The sequence below is a fragment of the Dyadobacter sandarakinus genome, assembly GCF_016894445.1.
Classification (GTDB): domain Bacteria; phylum Bacteroidota; class Bacteroidia; order Cytophagales; family Spirosomataceae; genus Dyadobacter; species Dyadobacter sandarakinus.
The window spans coordinates 4,809,891-4,830,752 of sequence record NZ_CP056775.1 but is presented as its reverse complement, the minus strand read 5'-3'; the positions used below and the strand labels follow the sequence as shown (position 1 = coordinate 4,830,752).

12 protein-coding genes are annotated in these 20,862 nt (G+C 50.1%); 8 read left to right on the top strand and 4 right to left on the bottom strand.

What is annotated here, in order from left to right; all coding sequences use genetic code 11:
* Positions 1 to 304 precede the first annotated feature (304 nt).
* From HWI92_RS19775 to bshC, 6 genes are all read left to right on the top strand, one after another.
* Positions 305 to 1,483 carry an acetyl-CoA C-acyltransferase gene (locus tag HWI92_RS19775; RefSeq protein ID WP_204658495.1) on the top strand — a complete coding sequence of 393 codons (1,179 nt, stop codon included), beginning with the start codon at positions 305 to 307 and terminating at the stop codon, positions 1,481 to 1,483.
* 103 nt (positions 1,484 to 1,586) lie between these two features.
* Positions 1,587 to 2,594 carry a glycosyltransferase family 2 protein gene (locus tag HWI92_RS19770; protein WP_204658493.1) on the top strand — a complete coding sequence of 336 codons (1,008 nt, stop codon included), beginning with the start codon at positions 1,587 to 1,589 and terminating at the stop codon, positions 2,592 to 2,594.
* Positions 2,591 to 3,703 carry a glycosyltransferase gene (locus HWI92_RS19765; RefSeq protein WP_204658491.1) on the top strand — a complete coding sequence of 371 codons (1,113 nt, stop codon included), beginning with the start codon at positions 2,591 to 2,593 and terminating at the stop codon, positions 3,701 to 3,703. Before HWI92_RS19770 ends, HWI92_RS19765 begins: the two co-directional genes overlap by 4 nt.
* 1 nt (position 3,704) lies before the next feature.
* A complete protein-coding gene (locus HWI92_RS19760; protein WP_204658489.1) occupies positions 3,705 to 6,590 on the top strand; it encodes a putative Ig domain-containing protein in 2,886 nt (961 codons plus the stop codon).
* Between the two features lie 198 nt (positions 6,591 to 6,788).
* Positions 6,789 to 8,603 (top strand): acyl-CoA dehydrogenase FadE, encoded by a 1,815-nt coding sequence (locus tag HWI92_RS19755; protein ID WP_204658487.1) that lies wholly within the window; start codon positions 6,789 to 6,791, stop codon positions 8,601 to 8,603.
* A gap of 114 nt (positions 8,604 to 8,717) precedes the next feature.
* A complete protein-coding gene (gene bshC, locus HWI92_RS19750) occupies positions 8,718 to 10,268 on the top strand; it encodes a bacillithiol biosynthesis cysteine-adding enzyme BshC (RefSeq protein WP_204658485.1) in 1,551 nt (516 codons plus the stop codon).
* Between the two features lie 2 nt (positions 10,269 to 10,270).
* Here bshC and HWI92_RS19745 read toward each other — a convergent pair whose 3' ends face one another.
* From HWI92_RS19745 to HWI92_RS19735, 3 genes are all read right to left on the bottom strand, one after another.
* Positions 10,271 to 11,326 (bottom strand): hypothetical protein, encoded by a 1,056-nt coding sequence (locus HWI92_RS19745; RefSeq protein WP_229248340.1) that lies wholly within the window; start codon positions 11,324 to 11,326, stop codon positions 10,271 to 10,273.
* The gene (locus HWI92_RS19740; RefSeq protein ID WP_204658483.1) at positions 11,286 to 11,891 is read right to left on the bottom strand and encodes a restriction endonuclease subunit S domain-containing protein; all 606 of its coding nucleotides are present in this window, start codon (positions 11,889 to 11,891) and stop codon (positions 11,286 to 11,288) included. The genes HWI92_RS19745 and HWI92_RS19740 overlap by 41 nt, the downstream gene beginning before the upstream one ends.
* Positions 11,892 to 12,474: 583 nt before the next feature.
* Positions 12,475 to 13,047 carry an RNA polymerase sigma factor gene (locus HWI92_RS19735; RefSeq protein ID WP_204658480.1) on the bottom strand — a complete coding sequence of 191 codons (573 nt, stop codon included), beginning with the start codon at positions 13,045 to 13,047 and terminating at the stop codon, positions 12,475 to 12,477.
* Between the two features lie 202 nt (positions 13,048 to 13,249).
* Here HWI92_RS19735 and HWI92_RS19730 point away from each other — a divergent pair, with 202 nt between their 5' ends.
* Positions 13,250 to 14,473 carry a 4-hydroxy-3-methylbut-2-enyl diphosphate reductase gene (locus HWI92_RS19730; protein WP_204658478.1) on the top strand — a complete coding sequence of 408 codons (1,224 nt, stop codon included), beginning with the start codon at positions 13,250 to 13,252 and terminating at the stop codon, positions 14,471 to 14,473.
* Positions 14,474 to 14,642: 169 nt separating this feature from the next.
* Positions 14,643 to 20,102 carry an alpha-2-macroglobulin family protein gene (locus HWI92_RS19725; protein WP_204658476.1) on the top strand — a complete coding sequence of 1,820 codons (5,460 nt, stop codon included), beginning with the start codon at positions 14,643 to 14,645 and terminating at the stop codon, positions 20,100 to 20,102.
* Between the two features lie 2 nt (positions 20,103 to 20,104).
* Here the strand turns inward: HWI92_RS19725 and HWI92_RS19720 are convergent, their stop codons facing one another.
* A complete protein-coding gene (locus HWI92_RS19720; protein ID WP_204658474.1) occupies positions 20,105 to 20,845 on the bottom strand; it encodes an MIP/aquaporin family protein in 741 nt (246 codons plus the stop codon).
* Between the last annotated feature and the right edge of the window lie 17 nt (positions 20,846 to 20,862).

The following is a 20,862-nucleotide window of genomic DNA, read 5'->3' as shown; positions in this document are numbered from 1 at the left end:
CCTGATGATTGCCACTTTGTCAGAGGCACCAAGGTTTTGAACCTCAAAGGTAGCTGATTGAAGATACTATTGCGCAACAACTTTTACAATCCTAATACAACTCTAATGCAGAAACAGATAGCTGAGTTGTGTGGTAAAAGCCGGAAAGTAATTTTTGAATGCTGCATTTGTAAAACATCAATAAAGAATATAAAAGTGCACACGACTGCAAACAAACCACCGGCATTGGTTGTTTTATGCCGGGTTATTATCTTTGGTATGCGCGCATACTACTTTATACAAACGTGTTTAAATACTAATTCTTATGAATGCATATATCATCGCCGGCTACCGGAGTGCAGTAGGGAAAGCGGGAAAAGGCGGGTTCAGGTTTACCCGTCCTGACGACCTCGGAGCAAGCGTGATCCGGCACCTGCTGGGTAAAGTGCCCGAGCTCGACCCTTCACGGGTGGACGATGTGATTGTAGGCAATGCGGTGCCCGAAGCTGAGCAGGGTATGCAGATGGGGCGTTTCGTAGCATTGCTGGCGCTTCCGCAACATGTTTCGGGGATTACCATCAACCGGTACTGCGGGTCGGGCGTGGAGGCCATTGCGATGGCAGCGGCCAAGATCCATGCCGGTATGGCCGAATGCATCATTGCGGGAGGTACAGAATCAATGTCTATGGTACCGACCATGGGCTGGAAAACGGCACTTAACTATGATATTGCCACACACCACCCCGATTATTACCTGAGCATGGGACTTACCGCCGAGCAGGTGGCCAAAGACTACGGGATCAGCCGGGATGACCAGGACGAATTTTCTTACCAGTCACATCAAAAGGCGCTGAGAGCCCAGCAGCAGGGCCTTTTTGATGCACAAATTGTGCCGGTTACCATTCAGGAAACCTACTTTGATGCAGCATCTGGTAAAAAGAAAACAAAAGAAGTGGTCGTAGCGCAGGACGAAGGCCCGCGCGCGGATACATCCCTGGAAGCTCTGGCCAGGCTCAAACCCGTATTTGCAGCAGGCGGATCGGTTACGGCCGGCAACTCTTCCCAAACTTCGGACGGGGCTGCATTTGTGATTGTAATGTCTGAAAAACTGATGAATGAGCTGCACCTTAACCCGGTAGCCAGGATGCTCTCCTATGCTACTGCCGGCGTGGATCCGCGCGTAATGGGCATCGGACCGGTACAGGCCGTGCCCCTGGCACTCAGGCAGGCAGGATTACAGCTGAACGATATTGAACAGATCGAGCTGAATGAAGCATTTGCCGCACAATCATTAGCCGTGATCCGGCAGCTCGGCATTGACCCTGAAATTGTAAACCCGAACGGAGGCGCAATCGCGCTGGGACATGCGCTGGGCTCCACCGGTGCGCGGCTGTCTGTACAGCTTTTTGACGAAATGAGGCGCCGCAATCAGAAATATGGTATGGTCACTGCCTGCGTAGGCGGAGGGCAGGGAGTAGCCGGAATATACGAGCGGTTAAATTAACCTGAGGATAACAAATCTGCCATAATCGTTGGTCTGCGCGGTCGGGATTCTTGTCTTCCGCGCAGATTTTTTATTTTTGCTCCAAACATGCACCCGCAATTACATGGATGTTTCCATTGTCATTATCAACTATCGCACACCTCAACTGATCATCAATTGCCTGAATTCCATTCATCAATTTACTTCGGGAGTAACTTTTGAAGTGATCATCGTGGATAATGATCCTGAGCATGGCGGCGGAGCCCTGATCCGCCAGGCTTACCCGGGAGTGCGCATGATCAACATGGCATCGAACGTGGGTTTTGGTATTGCCAACAATGCGGGTATGGCCGTGGCCCAGGGCCGGTACTTTCTTCTTCTGAATGCGGATACGCTTGTGACCGACAATGTGATCGGACGCTGTTATGAGCGGATGAACCGCCAGCCGGATGTCATTGCTGCGGGTGCACTGCAGCTCTATCCCGACGGCTCGCCCATGCCTTTTTACAAGAGCTTCAACGATTTCCGTAAAACGTTTTTCATACTTCCTCCGGGCAGGCTGGTCGACAAAATTGTGGCCAGGCTTTATCCCGAACCGACCTACTCCGACCCTGAACAGCACGACTGGCTGGTAGGTGCATTCATTTTTCTGAGGCGCGAAGGATTTGAAAAAACGGGTGGGTTCAGCAGCGATTTTTTTATGTACGGCGAGGATGTAGAATGGTCGGGCAGGCTGGGGAAACTGGGCAGGCTTTGTTATTTCAGGGATTGTACCTTCCTGCATCTTGAAAACGAAAATCCTTTCAGGCGCACCAATATTTCGTGGATCAACCGTTTCAGCACGCAAATGCAGGTATCTAACTTTTTATGGATCCGCAAGCAGTACGGATTGTTTAACTACCTGCTGCTGATCACGCATTACATCCTGATGATCCCGGTTATTTATATCTGGAAAATGGTACTGAACCTGAAAAAAGGCGGAAGCCCGTTTTCGGAGCTGCGCACCCAGCAGATATATGTAAGGAAAACAAGGGTTTTGCTCCGGTACTTCTGGAAAACACTTTTACTCAAAAAAGGACTCTACCGCATCAAGCCCAATGAAAATATAGATTTGTTAACCTCCTCACCATGAAAGCAAAAAAAAGAATCCTTTTTTTCACACCCTATGCCACACGGACAGGATCAGAAATGATGCTGCTGTACATCGTCAGAAAAATTGACCGGACTGCATTCGACATCGGGATCGTAAGCTTTGCAGACGGCGAGCTGCTGCAGGAGTTCCCGGATGATGTCCCGGTTTACATTGCCCCCAAAAAATTCAACGTTCTTCAGAAGATTTCCTACCACGTGGGTGTAAATCCCACGCTCAGGTACCTGCGCAAGCTTGCAAAGGATTTTAAGGCGGATTTCTGGTATGTAAATACGACCATGATCCCCGAGGCGATTATGGTGGCAAGAGAGTCTTCCATAAAAGTAATTACCCATTTCCACGAGCTGCCGCTCACTTATGCCTACCTCAGCGGCAACGATTTCAAAAGCATTATCGATTACTCGCACCTGCTGATCGGGTGCTCACAGGTAACCTGCAATGCGCTCAAAGCAGCAGGCGGCGCTCAGGTGGGCCTGCTGTATTCCTTTATCGACAGCAGCCTGGTTACCCGGGATACGGCGCGGGCCAAGGTACTGAGGCAGCAGCTTGGTATTGCCGAGTCCGATTTTGTATGGGTGCTTTCAGGGATGACTTCTGAGCGCAAGGGTTTCGATATGCTGCCGGATATTGCGCAAGAATTGAACGATCCCCGCGTTCACTTGATATGGGTAGGCGCCCGCATTGACGACGGGCTGGTGTATTACACCGAACAACGATGCCGCAACCAGGCCTCAGCCACCAGGGTGCATCTTGTAGGCAAGCAAAAGGAAGACTACTATCATTACCTGCACGCAGGAAATGGTTTTTTGCTGACGTCCCGACAGGATCCTTTTCCGCTGGTAATGATAGAGGCCGCGCTTTTGGGCAAACCGATTGTTTCATTTCCGTCGGGCGGCGTTTCGGAGTTTGTAGAGGATGGTATGGGCATTGTAACGGAGGAGATCAGCATAAAGCAGCTGGTACATGCGATGCGTGCCGTGATGACAGGAGAAGTACCTGCCGACAGCAACAAAAGCGTAGCAGTAGCCAGCAGATTTAATGTGGAGAACGGCTATAATAACTGGATCAGTTTAATCACCAAAAACACTTAGCATGCATTACTTTACTTCGGTTGCTTACTGCTTGTCCAGGTTTGCACTACTGCTTGTTTTCTGGCTTTTTGGCACAGTGGCCACTGCGCAGGGCACATCCGGAACAACCGAAGCAGATCACCAGCGGTACCTTGCATTGATGCTGCTGAACCTGACCGATGCTGCCAACCGCGGACCCGAGCCCGACCTCATACGCTCTGCGGCTTCCTACGGGCTTAATTCGGTTTACATTACCATTCCCTGGGATAAAATATACGCCACGCCCGACGGTGCCCCTCAATGGGCAAAGTATGACGAGCAGATCAAAATTGCGACCGATCTGGGCATGAAAGTAGCCCTGAGGATCCATATCGGACGGAATATCACACGCATCAATGGATTCTGGACCACCGAAGACAGCCAGTTCAGCCACTCACGGCTTCCGCTGCTGAGCGGGTACCAGGATACATTTTTCGGGTTCGACAATCAGTCCATTCTTAACAAGGCCGTCGCGTTTGTGAAAGCAGTAACTACGCGCTACAAATACCTGCGGACCGACAACAAGCTTCTTTTTGTATCCGTAACAAATACCAGTACCCAGGAAGGCGAATATCCATCAGGACTTATTGTAAACGGAGTGGAAACCTCGGCAGTTTATGATTACTCAAGAACCATGGAAAAGGGCTTTCAGGCCTTTCTGAAAGAACACTACAAAAAGATCGAGCGCCTGAACTTCCTTTGGGGTACCACCTATAAGTCTTTTGAGGAAGCCCCGGCGCCGTCTACGGGCTGGGAGCCGATCAACTCTTTCAAGCAGCGGGCCGGGAAAGACTGGTATCTCTACCGGCATATTATTTTCAGAAATTATACGGATCAGCTGATCTCGGCTGTCAAAGAGGTTGACCCTGCGATCCGGTTCGTGTCCGACTATGGTTCTGTGTTTGATGCACCTTCGGTCATGCGCGGCACGCTTGCATTCCGCGATCTCAACAAAAACACCGATGGTATCAAGATCAACGACAACCTTGCCACGCACGATCACCGCTGGTCGGTGGACATTCTGAAAAGTGATGCTCCCGCAGATTTCATTACAGCAAACGAACTGTTTGTCAGCTCCTACTTTGATGGCAGCGCGCATTTGAAGCAGATCAATGAAAACTTTGAGCATGGTGCCAATATCGTGGCGGTAGTAATTACAACTCCTCCGGAAATGGCCCGGTCGGAATCGTTCCTGCGTCCGGCTGCTGCCAACTGGCTTCCCAGGCCCATCCCGGTGATCCAGTATGCCGACTCGGTAGGCTACCGGCTGTCGGCTGCGGTGGAAAAGGGCGGACCTATCAACGTCATTTATAACGAATGGGCTAAACGCGCCTACGCCGACCCTGCCAATCCAAGACCGATCAAAATACATCTGGACGAGGACCTGCTTGCGCCTGCATACTGGGATGATGCCTCCAATTATCCGCCATACGTGTTCAGGCCGGTACCCATGCAGATTATCGCAGTCAACAAGGATTTCACCTACCGGTTGCCTACGGATACCTTTTCCGACGTGGACGGAACGATCGTCAGAATCGAAACCGGGACGCTTCCTGCATGGCTCACTTACCAGAGCGGACAACTGCGTGGCCGCCCGACTGCATTGGGCGACTTCCGCATTGCAGTACGCGGGATTGATGATGAAGGCGGCTCTGCGGAGGCATTTTTTACAATCCGGGTTGAAGCGCGCGACAATCTTAACAAACCGCCTACCGTCAATGCTAACTTCACCAATCAGCTCGCTGGTCTGAATGAGGCATTCAGCCTGCAGATTCCGGCTAATGCATTTGCAGACAGCGACGGCCGGATCACCCGCATTGAAGCCAGCGAGCTGCCGCCCTGGCTCACGTTTTCGGGCAATACCCTCAGCGGTACTCCCCGCACGCTGGGGCAGTCGCGCATTATCCTGAAAGCGTATGACAACCAGGACGCATTTGTCGAAACCTACTTTACAATCAGGGTGGTGGAGCCCCAGTACCTCAATGCACCACCCTACGCCAGCAGTACCCTGCCGGTAAAGTACGCACAGGTAAACATGCCGTTTTCGTACATTCTTCCAACCAATATTTTTGGTGACCCGGATGGCTATATTTCGGCGATTACCATTCAGAACAGACCTTCCTGGCTGGACTTTTCACTGAATGTTTTCTCCGGCACCCCTACCGAAGAAGGTGAATACCGGCTGATTGTGAGGGCGTATGACAATGGCGGCGCATATGTGGAGATCCCGTTTATCCTGAAGGTAGAGATTCCGGAAATACGGTTTGAGCTCGTACAGGGCGGCAGCCGGGTAGACCAGCAGGTGCTGCGTAAACTGTCGGGCAATGATGCGCTGCAATCTGCGGACCTTCCGCCACTCCTGAACATCTTTGCATACGGTAACTTTGAGTATGACCAGGTTACCTTTGATCTTACAGGACCTTACAAACGTCACTCGACAACCTCTACTTTCCCCTATGCCTTATTTGAAAATGGCTCGGGCTTTGCTCCATATGTCGGAAGGTACACGCTCACGGTTACGGCAGCAAAGGAGGATTCGGCGATTGTAACCAATTCCATTCAATTCAGTATTGCGTACTCCGACTCGCTGAACATCGCGGGGGATATGGAAGACTGGCGTTTTTACCCGAACCCGGTTGAAAATGTTTTTAATGTAAAACTCCCACAGGACCTTCAACCTGCTGACATTCAGTACACCATCGTCAACTCCTTGGGAAAAGTGGCGCACATCCCGCCAAGCCTGGTGAAGGTATCAGACTACCTGGCGAATATCGACCTTTCAAAAGCCGGCATTTCGTCGGGCATTTACTTTCTCAGGATAGAAAGCGGAGGTATGCTTTTGAAGCAATTCAGGGTTTTTAAGAGGTAGGGGATTGTTGGGGTGGTTGGGGATTGTCAGGTGTAGTCAGGGGTGGTCAGGGGTAGTCAGGTGTAGTCAGGGTGGTTGGGGATAAAACACGGGAGGGATACTTGCATCGTTCGGGCATTTGCATATTTTTGTAAAACACAGGATAGTATGCAAGCATACCTTTCCTGGTGATTTCTAAACAAAAAATGTGCGGAAAAAATGACAGTTGCAGAAGTAAGTACGACATCCATCCGCGGCGGTGAATTCCTGATCAGGGAAACTGCCGCCTCTCAGATATTCATTCCGGAAGAGTTTACCGAAGAACAAAAAATGATCGCCGAAACCTGCCGCGACTTCCTGAAAAGGGAAATATGGCCGCGCCTGGAAGAAATCGATCATGCCGACAGCCCTGCGCTGATCTCCTCCCTGATGGACAAGGCCGGGGAACTGGGACTGCTTGGTACGGCAGTACCGGAAGAGTATGGCGGATTTGGGATGGACTTCAATACCTCCATGCTGGTAGCCGAAGCTACCGGTGCCGGAAACTCCTTCTCGGTCGCGCTTTCGGCACATACAGGCATTGGTACCCTGCCTATTTTATACTACGGAAACGAAGAGCAGAAATCTAAATACCTGCCCAAACTGGCTACCGGTGAATGGAAAGCGGCCTATTGCCTTACTGAGCCCGACTCCGGGTCCGATGCCAACTCGGCCAAGACGAAGGCTACCCTTAGCACCGACGGCTCCCATTATGTAATTAACGGGCAGAAAATGTGGATTACCAACGGAGGCTTTGCCGACGTGCTGATTGTTTTTGCAAAAGTTGAGGAAAACGGGCAGACCGATAAAAACCTGACTGCCTTTATCATTGAAAAATCCTCCGGCGGCATTACGATGAATGAGCCGGAGCATAAAATGGGCATCAAAGGTTCAGATACCCGGCAGATCTTCTTCAATGACTGCGAAGTTCCGGCCGCAAATATGCTCTCGCAGCGGGGTAATGGATTTAAAATAGCGGTCAATATCCTGAATGTAGGGCGGATCAAGCTGGCTGCGGCAGCATTGGGCGGTGCCAAAAAAGTGGCCAGCCAGGTCATCGGCTATGCCAATGAACGCAACCAGTTCGGGGTGCCTATCGCCAGCTTTGGGGCAATCAGGCACAAGCTGGCCGAAATGGCCGTGCGGATGTATGCAACCGAATCGGCTTCGTACCGGGTGGGACAAAATATTGACGACCTCATAGGAAGTTTTCTGGCCAAAGGGATGAGTGAGGCAGATGCCAAGCTCAAAGCATTGGAAGAAATGGCGATTGAATGCGCGATTATGAAGGTACACGGCTCCGAGGTGCTGGATTTTGTGGTAGACGAAGGTGTGCAGATTTATGGCGGAATGGGCTTTTCGGCCGATGCGCCCATGGACCGTGCCTACCGCGACAGCCGGATCAACCGCATTTTTGAAGGTACCAATGAGATCAACCGTCTGCTGGTTATCGATATGCTGATCAAGCGTTCGATGAAGGGGCAAATTGACCTGATGACGCCGGCACTGGCGGTAGGGAAGGAAATCATGTCCATTCCTGATTTCAACATGGAGGAGGATGAAAGCCTTTTTGCCGCAGAAAAAAAAGTAATCAGGAACCTGAAGAAGGCAACCCTGATGGTAGCAGGCTCCGCTGTGCAGAAGTTTATGATGAAGCTTTCGGAGGAGCAGGAAATCATCATGAACCTGGCTGATATGGTGATTGAGGTATTTGTGGCAGAATCTGTACTGCTGAGGGTTGAAAAGCGGATTGGCCTGCTGGGAGCAGCATCCAGCCAGCTTCAGTGTGATATCGCACTGGTTTATCTGAACAATGCCGTTGAAAAAGTGAATGCCGCAGGGCGGTCTGCTATTACCAGCTTTGCGGAGGCTGATGAACTGCGGGTAATGCTGATGGGATTGAAGCGGTTTACGAAAATTGAGCCCGTAAACCTGAAAGATGCGCGCCGCCGCATTGCCGGTGAGCTGATTGCCCGGAATGATTACGTTTTTTAGACAACCGGAGAAACCAAAATCTGCGGCTTTCGCGTTAACTTCACGAATTGACCCGGGAAAACCGCAAACCTATTGAAGTTGGAATCTTTACCAGTTACTGAAAAACCACCTTTCATGACGCTGCATTCCGTGGACCTGCGCAGTACAGGACAGTTTCCGGCTTTGCTGCTGGACTATCTTGAACAGAAACCAGGTCTGGAAGCGTTTTACAGTATTTTTCCAACACTCGAAAATGCTGCGGAGGCGATTGCACAGCGCAGGAGTTTTGACCCTGAAAAAAGGAAAACCCTGGCAGCGGCCCTGAAAAAGCAGTATGCGAATCTGCCTCATCAGCCCGATTTTTCCATTCTTGAAGATCCCAATACATTTACGGTTACGACCGGTCACCAGCTTAATATTTTCAGCGGTCCGCTGTATATTATTTACAAGATCGTCACCATTATCAGGCTGGCCGAGGCATTAAAGGAAACTTACCCGGAGTACAACTTCGTGCCGGTGTACTGGATGGCTACGGAGGATCATGACTTTGCAGAAATCGCATCCTTTCACCTGTTTGATCAGACTCATATCTGGACAGGGGAGCACAAAGGGGCTGTGGGCCGCCTGAACCCGCACGAGCTGGAAAGTATCATCCGGCAGCTTCCGATCAAACCATTGCTGTTTACCAAGGCATACCTCGAAAATGACACCCTGGCCGACGCAGTACGATGTTACATGCACGAGTTATTCGGGCAAAAAGGACTTGTGTGCCTTGATGCCGATGATGCTTCTTTAAAAAGGCATTTCCTGCCTGTGATCCAGGATGAATTACTGCAGAACAGTTCCGGTAAGATCGTTTCCGAAATTACATCCCGCCTCAATACCCTTGGCTACCACACACCTCTGAATGCCCGCGAGATCAACCTGTTTTACTTAAAAGACAATCTTCGCGAACGTATTATAAAAGAGGAAGATACTTTCAAGGTTGTCAACTCGGACCTTACTTTTTCAGAAAAAGAAATTCTCAGTCTGACCGCTGCTCATCCCGAATATTTCAGTCCGAATGTCGTCCTGCGTCCTTTGTACGAAGAAATTATTCTTCCGAACCTGGCTTACATCGGAGGGCCATCGGAGGTGCCTTACTGGATGCAGCTGAAAGGTGTTTTTGATCATTTCGGAGTACCTTTCCCAATGCTTATTCCACGGAACTTTGCATTGTACCTCAACAACAAGCAACACCAGAAAGCCCGCAAGCTGGGCATTAAAACAGAAGAACTGTTTCTGGATGAAGTAGCCCTGCGTAAACTTTACATTGAGCGCCACTCAGAACACCAGCTCGACCTGGAAGACCAGAAGGATGCATTTGAACGTGTTTTCGAAGAAATCCTGGCAAAGGCGGTAGCGGTGGAGCCTACCATGCACGGAGCTGTAAAAGCCGAACAAACCCGGCTGATGCATTCACTCCGTCACCTCGAAAAGCGGATCAGCAAGGCAGAAGAGCATCATCACGAATCAGCGATTACACAGTTGCTGGCGCTTAAAAACAAGCTGTTCCCGAACGGTACCGCCCAGGAACGCTATGACAATCTGCTGAATTTCTATATTGACGATCCGCGTTTTATCGATAAGCTTTTCAATGCATTCGATCCGCTGGACTTCCGGTACAATGTGCTGCTTGAAGAGTAATTTCAGTCTTTCAGCTTTACATCACCAAACCGGGAAGTTACCGTAATTTTGGTTCCCGAGCCGGTGCCTACTTTGCCCTGGTACTGCTTCACCTTGTATGATTTTTCATCTTTGGAAGGTTGTACCGAGAAGTTTACATTCGTAGACGGATAGGTAAAGTTGCCGTACGACATCGTCACATTGAACTGGTTGGCGTCTGCCGGAAGGATGACCGACGAATATGCGGCCTGTATATCGACATTTTCCGAGTTGGTCAGCGCATCAATCATGAAGTTGCCGGAGTAATTGAGCTTGATCTTTCCTGATCCCCGGATCGTTCCGATTTTCGCCCCCGAGTAGTCAATATCTGCATCCAAATTGATTACATCCCCTATTTTCAGTTCTCCGAACTTGTTGCTCAGCATCACTTTCTTAGCCTGGTCGAGCGTGAGATTGGAGTATTGGAATTCGAGCTTACCGCCATCCATTTTACCGATTTTGGCACTTCCGTACCTTACATCGATCACATTTTCCATATTTTCAAGCAGGTTTGCCACAAAGTTGCCGTAGCGGGAATCCACCGTAAGCGGTGCGTGAAAGGATGGAATATCCGTATCGCCGAATTTGTTTCGTACTTCCAGTGCGTTTTCCTTGGGCATAAAGACCGTATAGTCGATCTGGATAAAGTTCTTCTCTCCTTTCCGGTTGTTCCAGCTGTTGTTACCCAGCTGGCCCCGATTAATATGAGTAGTAAGTGCGATCTGACCTTTTACACGTTTTTCGTCGATATTAACAGCCCCGAGGTACTCTGCCGCACGGGTATCAGACGGTGCATTGGCGGTGATCACAATTTCCACCTTGATTTCATCTTTGGCCCAGAGGTTTACTTTCACCTGCCCGAACTGATTGTCAACCACGAGCATATCATTGCTTTTTACATCGAAAACCTTCACGATATTCCGCTTTTTTTCGATCCATCCGGCTGGGCGGGGATCTTCGGGCAAGGCAAATGCTACCTGCGAAAGCACGACGAGCATGCTAAATAACAGGAGCGTCCTTAGATTCTTTATTGCTGTCATTTTTGACCTTGTTGATACGCTGAAGAATTTCAAGTTGTTGATTGAGCAAGTCTACCTGCCATTGAAGGTTCTGGATCATCGCTTCCAGCAGTGCCTCCTGGTTGGGAGCATTACTGAGGTTTGACCGCAGGTTCTGGTAGCTGGTTTCCAGCCCCTGTAAGTCGGCAGCAAAGTCCTTGTACACCTCGGGATTATTGCGGGCGAGCTTTATGATCTCTTCCCTTTTCTGGTCTATTGCAACCGTGTACTGGTTGAATTCGCGGGCATAAGCCGGCACTTTAAGTGCTACACGCGGATCACGGGTAATTCCGAACTCCTTGTTCAGATAAACCAGAAAACCAATGCCGATAGCAAGAAATACACCGGCAGCAATGCGCCAGTCAAAGTAGAAGCTGTTCAGCCTTCTAAGTTTTTTTTTGGAACTTTCGGGAACAACCGGGGCTTCATGATGCAGTTTGCCTTCAATCTGGCTCCATAAAGAATCCTGCGGTAAGAAAGTATCAAATCCATCCCTGTTATCCCTCACAAACCGCTCCAATCGATCCTTTTTATCAGAATTTTTCATAGAATCATAACTTGTAATACGTAGATAATGCTTTCAAATTTTTAGTTGTTTAAATGGAAGTGGTAGGTGTTGTCATTGGTGGTTATTTGTAGTCAGGTATTGTCAGGGGTGGTCAGGTATTGTCATTAGTTGTTATTGGTGGTCAGGTTTAGTCAAGTATGGTCAGGTGTGGTCAGATATTGTCATTAGTTGTTATTAGGTGTCATTAGTTGTTATTGGTGGTCAGGTTTAGTCAAGTATGGTCAGGTATTGTCATTAGTTGTCATTTAGTTGTTTTAAATATTTTTAAAATAATCATAAAATAACCTCTCCAATAAAACTCTTCCTTCCTCCCATCAACCCACCAAAAACAACAAATCACCACACCTGACAACCCCTAACTATAAATGACTATAAATGACTACAAATGACAACTCCTGACAATCCCTGACCACACCTGACAATACTTGACTAAACCTGACCATCCCTAACTACAAATGACAACACCTGACAACCCCTGACCATTCCTGACTAAAAATTACAACACCTGACTATAAATGACTACAAATGACCACTAATGACAATCCCTGACCACCCCTGACCACTAATGCCCACTCCCTCCCAACATCTCCACCAGCCTCCGCTTTGCCCGCATATACTGGGTGCGTGACGTGGTCTCACTGATGCCAAGTACCTCGCCGATCTCCTCGTGATCGTATCCTTCGAAAAGGTACAGGCTGAGCACGACGCGGTAACCGTCGGGTAGTTTCAGCATGGCATTCCGGACACGCTCTACCTCCATGGTCGTCTCGCTCTCGGACAGGGAAAAACTATCGGCAAGACTATCGCTTCCCTCTATGGTTTCCTGGAACTCCTCAATTTCGACCAGCTTGACCTTTCTTCCGCGAAGGTGGTTGATTGCTTTGTTTACCACGATCTGCTTCAGCCAGGCCCCGAACGTCGACTGCTGCCTGAACTGGTGAAGATTGGTAAATGCATCCACGAACGCCTCCTGCAAAGCATCTTCCGCTTCCCCCATATGATTCAGTATCCGCATGCATATGTTAAACATGGCCTTGGAGTACAACTTGTAGAGCTCATACTGCGCTTTGCGCTCTCCGAGCTTACAACGCTCCACCAGTTCGACGTGCCGGTCGGGGTACAGTTGTGTTTTCAAGCAGAAGGTTTAAGGTTGAACGTTCTGATACAAAGAGCAGGTTACTGCCAAACATGTTGCATCTGCCGCAAAGATTTTTTTCACATCAGCGCATCCCGAACAAAGCAAATCGCCTTGTTGTTGTAAGAAAAAGACAGCTTGTGCTTTGGCAGTTGCCTCTAATTTAGCCTATTTTGTTATTGGTAATCTACCCATTTAACTGATGAAAACGTTTAACATTCCTGATTTTTACCGGAGCCGTATCATCACGCCCATTAAGGAGTTCCGCCGTAAAAAGGACAAGCTTAAACGTGATTTCTCACCTACCCTGCTCGACTTTGGTACGGTGCAGTTCCTGATCGCACGCCATTTCGGGTTTTGCTACGGGGTCGAAAATGCGATTGATATCGCATACAGGGCTATTTCTGAAAACCCTGACCGCCGGATTTTTTTGCTGAGCGAGATGATTCATAATCCTGACGTAAACCGTGACCTGACCGATCGCGGCGTGCAGTTTATCATGGATACAAAGGGACAACAACTGATTCCCTGGGAAATGCTCACAAACCAGGACATCGTGATCGTGCCGGCATTTGGTACAACCATTGAAAACCAGGAAAAACTGAAGACGCTGGGTATTAATTCGTACGTGTATGATACAACCTGCCCGTTCGTAGAAAAAGTATGGAACCGCGCAGCTCAGATCGGCGAGAAGGACTATACCATTGTAGTGCACGGCAAACCCAACCATGAGGAAACCCGCGCTACCTTTTCCCATAGTAAGGAAAATGCTCCTACTGTGGTCGTAAAAAACCTTGAACAGGCGATTTTGCTTGGGCGGTACATTGCGGGTGAGCTGCCTGCAACACAGTTTTACGACGATTTTCAGGGACAGTTTTCAGAAGGGTTTAATCCTGCAAACGATTTGCAGCGCATTGGTGTGGTCAATCAGACTACCATGCTCGCGTCGGATACCCAGGGGATTGCTGACTACCTTAAAAGTGTGATGATTACGCATTACAATCTTGCTCCTGATCAGGTAGAGGCACATTTTGCAAATACCCGCGATACACTTTGCTACGCCACAAATGATAATCAGGACGCTACCTACGCCCTGCTTGAACATGAAGCGGACCTGGTGATTGTGGCAGGTGGCTACAACAGTTCCAATACCTCTCACCTGGTGGAGCTTTGTGAACAAAAGTTTCCGACCTACTTCATTGAGTCTGCCAATAAAATATTGGATGACAGGATCATACGCCATTTTGACCTGCATAAAAAAGAAGAGGTAATTACAGAAAATTACCTGACCAGCTCCCGGCCTGCAAAAATTATCCTGACCTGCGGCGCCTCCTGTCCGGATGCGGTAGTGGAGGCGATACTACTCAGGTTGCTGTCTTTTTACGGGCCTACCAGGTCGGTAGAAGAAGTAATGCAGGCCTTCTGATACCGGACAATAGTTCATCCCGGCAGTTTGCTCAATTAATGGTTACATTTCGATGGAATTAGCCTGCAAAGGTTAACTTGGGCGGAGATTTTTTCCTGTAAATTCATCAGATTACCCCTGCTGATCGTTTCCAGGCTGGCTCTTGCTCCTTAACTCCATTCCGAACGCCATGTATAAACGTTTGCCTGCATCCGGCTTTTTGCTCCTGCTTATTGCTGGCCTTTTCAGCGCCTGTTCCTCCCTCAATGAAATTCGTGTAGCCGGTACCAATTTTACCGACGAGATCGGGCAGACACAGAACCTGGTATTTACCTTCAACAAAGACCTCGTACCGGACAGCAGGCTCGAAGGGTGGGATTCCGTGCAGTACATTCGTTTTGAACCTGCGGTAAAAGGGCAGTTCCGCTGGACCGCACCCAATGAGCTCGTATTTTCTCCGGTAGCCGGATTTGGTGCTGCCACCGCCTACAAAGCACACCTGACCCCTGCATTGATAGGCCAGGTTGAAAAGGCTGAGAAGCTGACTGTAGACCAGAATCCAATCGAATTCCATACTCCCTACCTGCAACTCACCGGAACAGAAAGCTGGTGGACACTTTCACAGGAAACCAACCGGCAGGAGGCACGCATCAAGCTGATGTTCAACTACCCGGTTGCAGCTGCCCAGATTGCTGAAAAGCTCAAACTCACCATTGCCGGCAAAGCGGCCGGTTTCAGGATTGTGCCTCATGCTGACGAAAAGTTGGTCATTATTGCGCCTGAAAGTTCCATCAAAGCCGACCGCAATCCGCTGCCCGTCACCATCACGCTCGACAAAGGTGTGAAAGCACAAAAAACCAGCTTCTCCACCACCGGAATCCTGTCCATTGCAGCCAGTCTCCCCTCGCCGCTCCGGCTGGAAATTACCGGGGTCACGACCGGCTTTGAGAATAATGCCCCGTTTGTCCGCATTGTCACTACCCAGGAACTGCAGAAAGAAAGCATTTCCCAGGGTTTTTCACTGAACCCTGCTGCTGATGTTCATGCAGAGCCTACCGAAAATGGTTTCATACTGCGTGGTGCATTTAATGAAACAGACACATACAACCTGTTGATCACCAAAGCATTGAAAGGTATTCTGGGTACTTTTCCGGAAGAAGAAACCTCCAAGGGCCTGTTTTTCGGAAAAATGCCCGAGAGTATTTCTTTTGCCAATAAAAAAGCATTGTACCTCACCCCGAAAGGCTCTCGCAATGTGGGTGTGCAGATCGTCAATGTGCCGAAGGTAAATGTGCGCATTGCCAAGTTGTATGCCAATAATATTCTGACCTACATTTACCATAACCGCTGGGAGGACTACTCCTACGTGGGTGAGCAGTGGCAGCCCAATGGTGCATTTCAGTACAATGAAGACGGCAACAGCGATTTCAGTGATGTGATTGTGAACAAAACGATTGAAACGTCCGATCTGCCGAAAAGTAAAGGCATAGCTGCGCTCAACATTGCTATACCTGATGATAACAAGCGCCGCGGCGTCTATCTGGTTTCGGTCGCAGCCAAAGACATGGCCTATCTGAATGCGACCAAGCTGGTGTCGGTTTCGGATATTGGCTTGATTGTCAAGCAGGGGAAGGATGACGTATGGATTGTTGCCAATTCCATTAAAAACAATGAACCGCTTGCGGATGTGGAGATCTCGCTGGTCAGTTCCAACAACCAAACCATCAAAACGCTTACTACCGACGCACAAGGCATTGCGCATGGTGACAAAATCAGTGAAAAAGCCCCGGGCTTCAAACTGGCCATGGTGACTGCCGCTACCAAAGATGACTTCAACTTCCTGCTCCTCAAAGACACACAAACCGAAACTTCCCGGTTTGAAGTGGATGGACTGCGGGATAATACTTCTGGTTTTCAGGCTTTTATTTATGGAGGACGAGACATTTACCGTCCCGGAGAGACAGCCCACTTCAATACCGTCGTACGCTCCGACGCCTGGGCCAATACTGCCGATATTCCATTGAAGATCAGGTTGGTTGCGCCTAATGGTAAGGAGTTGAGAAAGTGGAGAAAGGTGACCGGCAAACAGGGTGCTGCAGAAACTGAAATCTCGCTGGAAGCAGCTTCGCTCACCGGCTCGTACATTTTAGAAGTGTACAATGCCAATGATGTGTGGCTTGCCTCGCGCACATTCAATGTGGAGGAATTCATGCCCGATCGCATAAAGGTCGACCTCAGCGGCGCAGCGCGTGCGTATGCGTCTGGCAGTACCGTGAGCATTACCGCTACTGCTACCAACCTTTTTGGCCCGCCTGCCGCCAATCGCACCTATGAAATGGAGTCTCAGCTCAAACGTAAAGGTTTCAGCCCGGCAGGATTTCCGGAGTACAATTTCGATATCCCTGCGGAAAGCAAGTTTGAAGTTGGGCGTAGACAAGGCACGACCAATGAAAACGGTCAGGCAACGGAGGAATTTGCATTGTTTGATGGATTTAAAGACCTCGGTGTACTGGAAGGCCGCATCTATGTTACGGTTTTTGATGAAAATGGCCGTCCTGTCAACCGCCTGCACCAGTTTGACGTATTTACCCAGCCTGTATTTTACGGCATCCGGCTGCCCGATACCTATGTGGGTACCAATGTGCCTGTACCTGTGGACGTTGTAGGGGTTAACAGCAAGGGTATTCTGGAAAAAAACATGACGGCCCAGGTGGAGGTAATCAAAATGGAATACCAGACTGTAGTTGAAAAGCAATATGAAACCCTTCGCTATACATCCCGAAAAAGCGAGAAAACGGTATACACGCAAAACCTGAACCTGGCTGCCGGAAAAGGAAGTTTCCGGTATGTGCCCACCGTGTCGGGAGAGTATGAGGTACGTGTCAGAAGGCCGGGAGCCTTGCATTATACCAGTACCGGATTTTACGCATACGGTTATGCCAATACTGAATATTCTTCCTTTGAAGTAAGCAGGGAAGGCCGCATACTGATGGAAACCGACAAGCCTGTATACCATACCGGCGAGTCGGCAAAAGTGCTTTTTAAAACGCCCTTCGATGGCAGGCTGCTGGTGACCGTTGAACGCAACAACGTGCTGGAACAGCATGTACTGACCACCCAGAAAAAGGCTGCCGAGCTTAAAATTGCTTTAAAGGACAGCTACTTACCCAATGTATTTGTCACCGCCACGCTCATTCGCCCGCTGGATAATTCAGATCTTCCGCTGACCGTAGCACATGGTTTTATACCCATTATGCTGGAAGAGCCCGACCGTAAGCTGCCCGTAACCATCACGGCAGCCGAAAAATCGCGCTCCAAAACCCGCCAGCACATTCAGATTAAAACACGGCCCAATGCACAGCTGACGGTAGCCGTGGTGGATGAGGGAATTTTGCAGATCAAAAGATTTAACACGCCGGATATTTACGGTCATTTTTATCAAAAAAGAGCCCTGGAAGTTACCAGCCACGACTTGTACGCACAGCTTTTCCCTGAACTGAAAATATCGGGCGCTTCCAGCTCCGGAGGTGATGGCTACGATCTGGAACGGAGGATTAATCCCCTGAGCAACGGACGTACCGAGCTTGTGGCGTTCTGGAGTGGCGTACTTACGGCTGACGGCAGCGGCAATGCCACTTTTGACGTGAATGTACCCCAGTTCAGCGGCGACCTCCGCATTATGGCAGTAGCCTACAAAGACAATGCTTTCGGGTCTGCTACAAGGAACATGAAAGTAGCTGATCCTATTGTGATCAGCACGGGCGCACCACGCTTCCTGAGTCCGGGCGATGAGCTTACGCTGCCCGTCAACATCAGCAATACCGAGAAGAAAACCGCCGACGCTACCATTTCGCTTCAAATGAATGGTGCTTTGGCGGCGGGTAAGCTGCCGGTTGTGCAAAAGATGTCCATCGCTCCCGGCAAAGAAGGACGGGCGGTTTTTGATGTTCGGGCTGCACAGGCGATCGGTACAGGGCAGCTGACCGTGAAGGTTACAGCGCATGGTGAAACATTTATCCACCAAACTGACCTGAATGTACGACCTGCATCTCCCCTGCTGAAAACAAGCAGCTCGGGATCGGTAGCCGCGGGGAAACAGGCTACGATTGATTTTAAATCTTCATTCATTCTCAGTACCAGCCGCGCCCGGCTCGTACTGGGCAGGTCGCCCCTTGTGCAGGGCGGCAAAGCACTGGCAACGTTGCTCGGCTACCCTTACGGCTGCCTGGAACAAACAGTTTCAAAGGCATTTCCGCAGCTGTACTTCGCCGACCTTACCAAAGCCATGGCCGCGCCGGTGTACCAGGCCAGAAGTGGGGCCAGCGACTTTAATCCCGTCACGAATGTGCAGCAGGCGATCAAAAAAGCCGAGTCGCTGCAACTGTTCAGCGGCGGAATGGGCATGTGGCCCGGAGCTACTTCGGAAGATTGGTGGGCCACGGCTTATGCATTGCATTTCCTGGAAGAGGCACGCCGCGCCGGGTTCGAAGTAAATGGTAAAACGGTAAGCCAGGCAATCGATTACCTGACACGAAAAACGGGCAGTCCGGCGAGCAAGGAGATCGTAGTGGCCACTACCGGTCACGGACTGGCTTACGGAAGCGAACCGTCCGGAGGATCTCAGATACGGAAAACAATGGCCCGGCGGGAAGCGATTTACTCCCTGTATGTACTGGCATTTACCGGGCATCCCAACCGGGCAGCAATGAATTACTACAAGCAAAATCAGCAGCTGCTCACCCTCGAATCGAGGTACATGCTGGCAGGCGCATTCCAGCTTTCGGGCGATCCGCGGAGCTTTGCTTCCCTTTTACCAAAACAATATATCCCTGAAAGACAGGACAGCCGCTGGGATGAAAGCTACTCTTCTCCTTTACGGAACATGGCGCTGGTACTCAACACCTTGCTGGAAAGTGATGCCGACAACCTCCAAATACCCGCACTGGCCCGGCAACTGTCAAAGGTTATACAATCAGCCGCTTACATCAACACGCAGGAGGCGGCATTTGCCGTGCTGGCGCTGGGGAAAGTAGCACGCAAAACCGCAGGCTCAACCGTGACGGCGGCTGTACATGTGAATGGAAAAAAACTGGCAGACTTTTCGGGTAGGGAACTAAGGCTGACCACCGGCATTCTCAACCAGAAAGTGCAGCTTCAAACCGCAGGCTCCGGCACATTGTACTGGTTTGCCGAAACGGAAGGAATGTCGGCCACAGGAAGCTATACCGAAGAAGACCAGGGCCTGGTGATCCGCCGGGAGTTCCTGGGACGCGATGGCTCGCCCGTGAAACAGATCAGGCAAAATGATCTTATTGTAGTCAGGCTGACCCTGTCGACCCTGAATGGATTGCCTGTTGATAACGTCGTGATTACGGACCTGCTGCCGGCTGGGTTTGAGATTGAAAACCCGCGCCTTACCGAGCCACGCGAAATGCCGTGGATTAAAAATGCAGCAATACCCCAATACTTTGACGTGCGCGACGACAGGCTGCATTTGTTTACCCATGCAGGGGCCCAAAAGACAATGTTTTACTACCAGGTAAGGGCGGTATCAAAGGGAACGTTCACCGTAGGACCTGCCGCCGCGGATGCCATGTACCAGGGCGAGTACCACAGCTACTCGGGCGGCGGCAGGATCAGGGTAGAGTAAGATCAGAAATTAAATGCGCGCAGGATCAGTCCGGCAATGGCGGCACCAGCCAAAGGCGCAATGACCGGAATCCAGCCATAGGCCCATTCAGAGCTGCCTTTACCCGAAACAGGCAGCATGGCATGTGCGATCCTTGGACCCAGGTCGCGCACGGGATTAATGGCATAGCCCGTAGTGCCGCCCAGCGAAAGTCCCAGGCTCCAAACCAGCATTCCTACCAGATAAGGCGTGATCCCGGAAGGGATCCCGCCTTTTTCGGGATCTGAAGTACCGGCGTAACCAATTGCCACCACGCCCACAATCAGCAGAAATGTGGCGATAAACTCGCTGATGAAGTTAGATCCCGATTGCCGGATAGCAGGACTTGTGGCAAAGCAGGCCAGCTTTGTGCCCTGGTTTTCTGTAACTGCCCAGTGCGGCAGGTATTGCAGCCACACCAGCACCGCCCCGAGAATAGCCCCGATCAGCTGAGCGGGCAGGAATGTCGATACAAGGCTGTAATCCCTTTTCAGGACGGCAAACCCGATGGTCACGGCAGGGTTGAGATGAGCAGCGGCGCTCCCGAATGCATTGGCAGTGAAAATCCCGATCATCACCGCAAAACCCCAGCCGGCCGTAATGACAATCCAGCCGGAGCTTTCTCCTTTTGTTTTATTTAAAATAACATTGGCCACCACGCCATTGCCCAGCAAAATGAGCACCATGGTACCTACGAGCTCACCAAGAAAAGGAGAAGGTTGCATTGGAAAACGGTTTAAGT

Excerpts from the sequence above, each read along its gene's own strand:
- HWI92_RS19775 (WP_204658495.1), top strand. The coding sequence starts at position 305 with ATGAATGCATATATCATCGCCGGCTACCGGAGTGCAGTAGGGAAAGCG.
- HWI92_RS19770 (WP_204658493.1), top strand. The coding sequence starts at position 1,587 with ATGGATGTTTCCATTGTCATTATCAACTATCGCACACCTCAACTGATC.
- HWI92_RS19765 (WP_204658491.1), top strand. The coding sequence starts at position 2,591 with ATGAAAGCAAAAAAAAGAATCCTTTTTTTCACACCCTATGCCACACGG.
- HWI92_RS19760 (WP_204658489.1), top strand. The coding sequence starts at position 3,705 with ATGCATTACTTTACTTCGGTTGCTTACTGCTTGTCCAGGTTTGCACTA.
- HWI92_RS19755 (WP_204658487.1), top strand. The coding sequence starts at position 6,789 with ATGACAGTTGCAGAAGTAAGTACGACATCCATCCGCGGCGGTGAATTC.
- bshC (WP_204658485.1), top strand. The coding sequence starts at position 8,718 with ATGACGCTGCATTCCGTGGACCTGCGCAGTACAGGACAGTTTCCGGCT.
- HWI92_RS19745 (WP_229248340.1), bottom strand. The coding sequence starts at position 11,326 with ATGACAGCAATAAAGAATCTAAGGACGCTCCTGTTATTTAGCATGCTC.
- HWI92_RS19740 (WP_204658483.1), bottom strand. The coding sequence starts at position 11,891 with ATGAAAAATTCTGATAAAAAGGATCGATTGGAGCGGTTTGTGAGGGAT.
- HWI92_RS19730 (WP_204658478.1), top strand. The coding sequence starts at position 13,250 with ATGAAAACGTTTAACATTCCTGATTTTTACCGGAGCCGTATCATCACG.
- HWI92_RS19725 (WP_204658476.1), top strand. The coding sequence starts at position 14,643 with ATGTATAAACGTTTGCCTGCATCCGGCTTTTTGCTCCTGCTTATTGCT.
- HWI92_RS19720 (WP_204658474.1), bottom strand. The coding sequence starts at position 20,845 with ATGCAACCTTCTCCTTTTCTTGGTGAGCTCGTAGGTACCATGGTGCTC.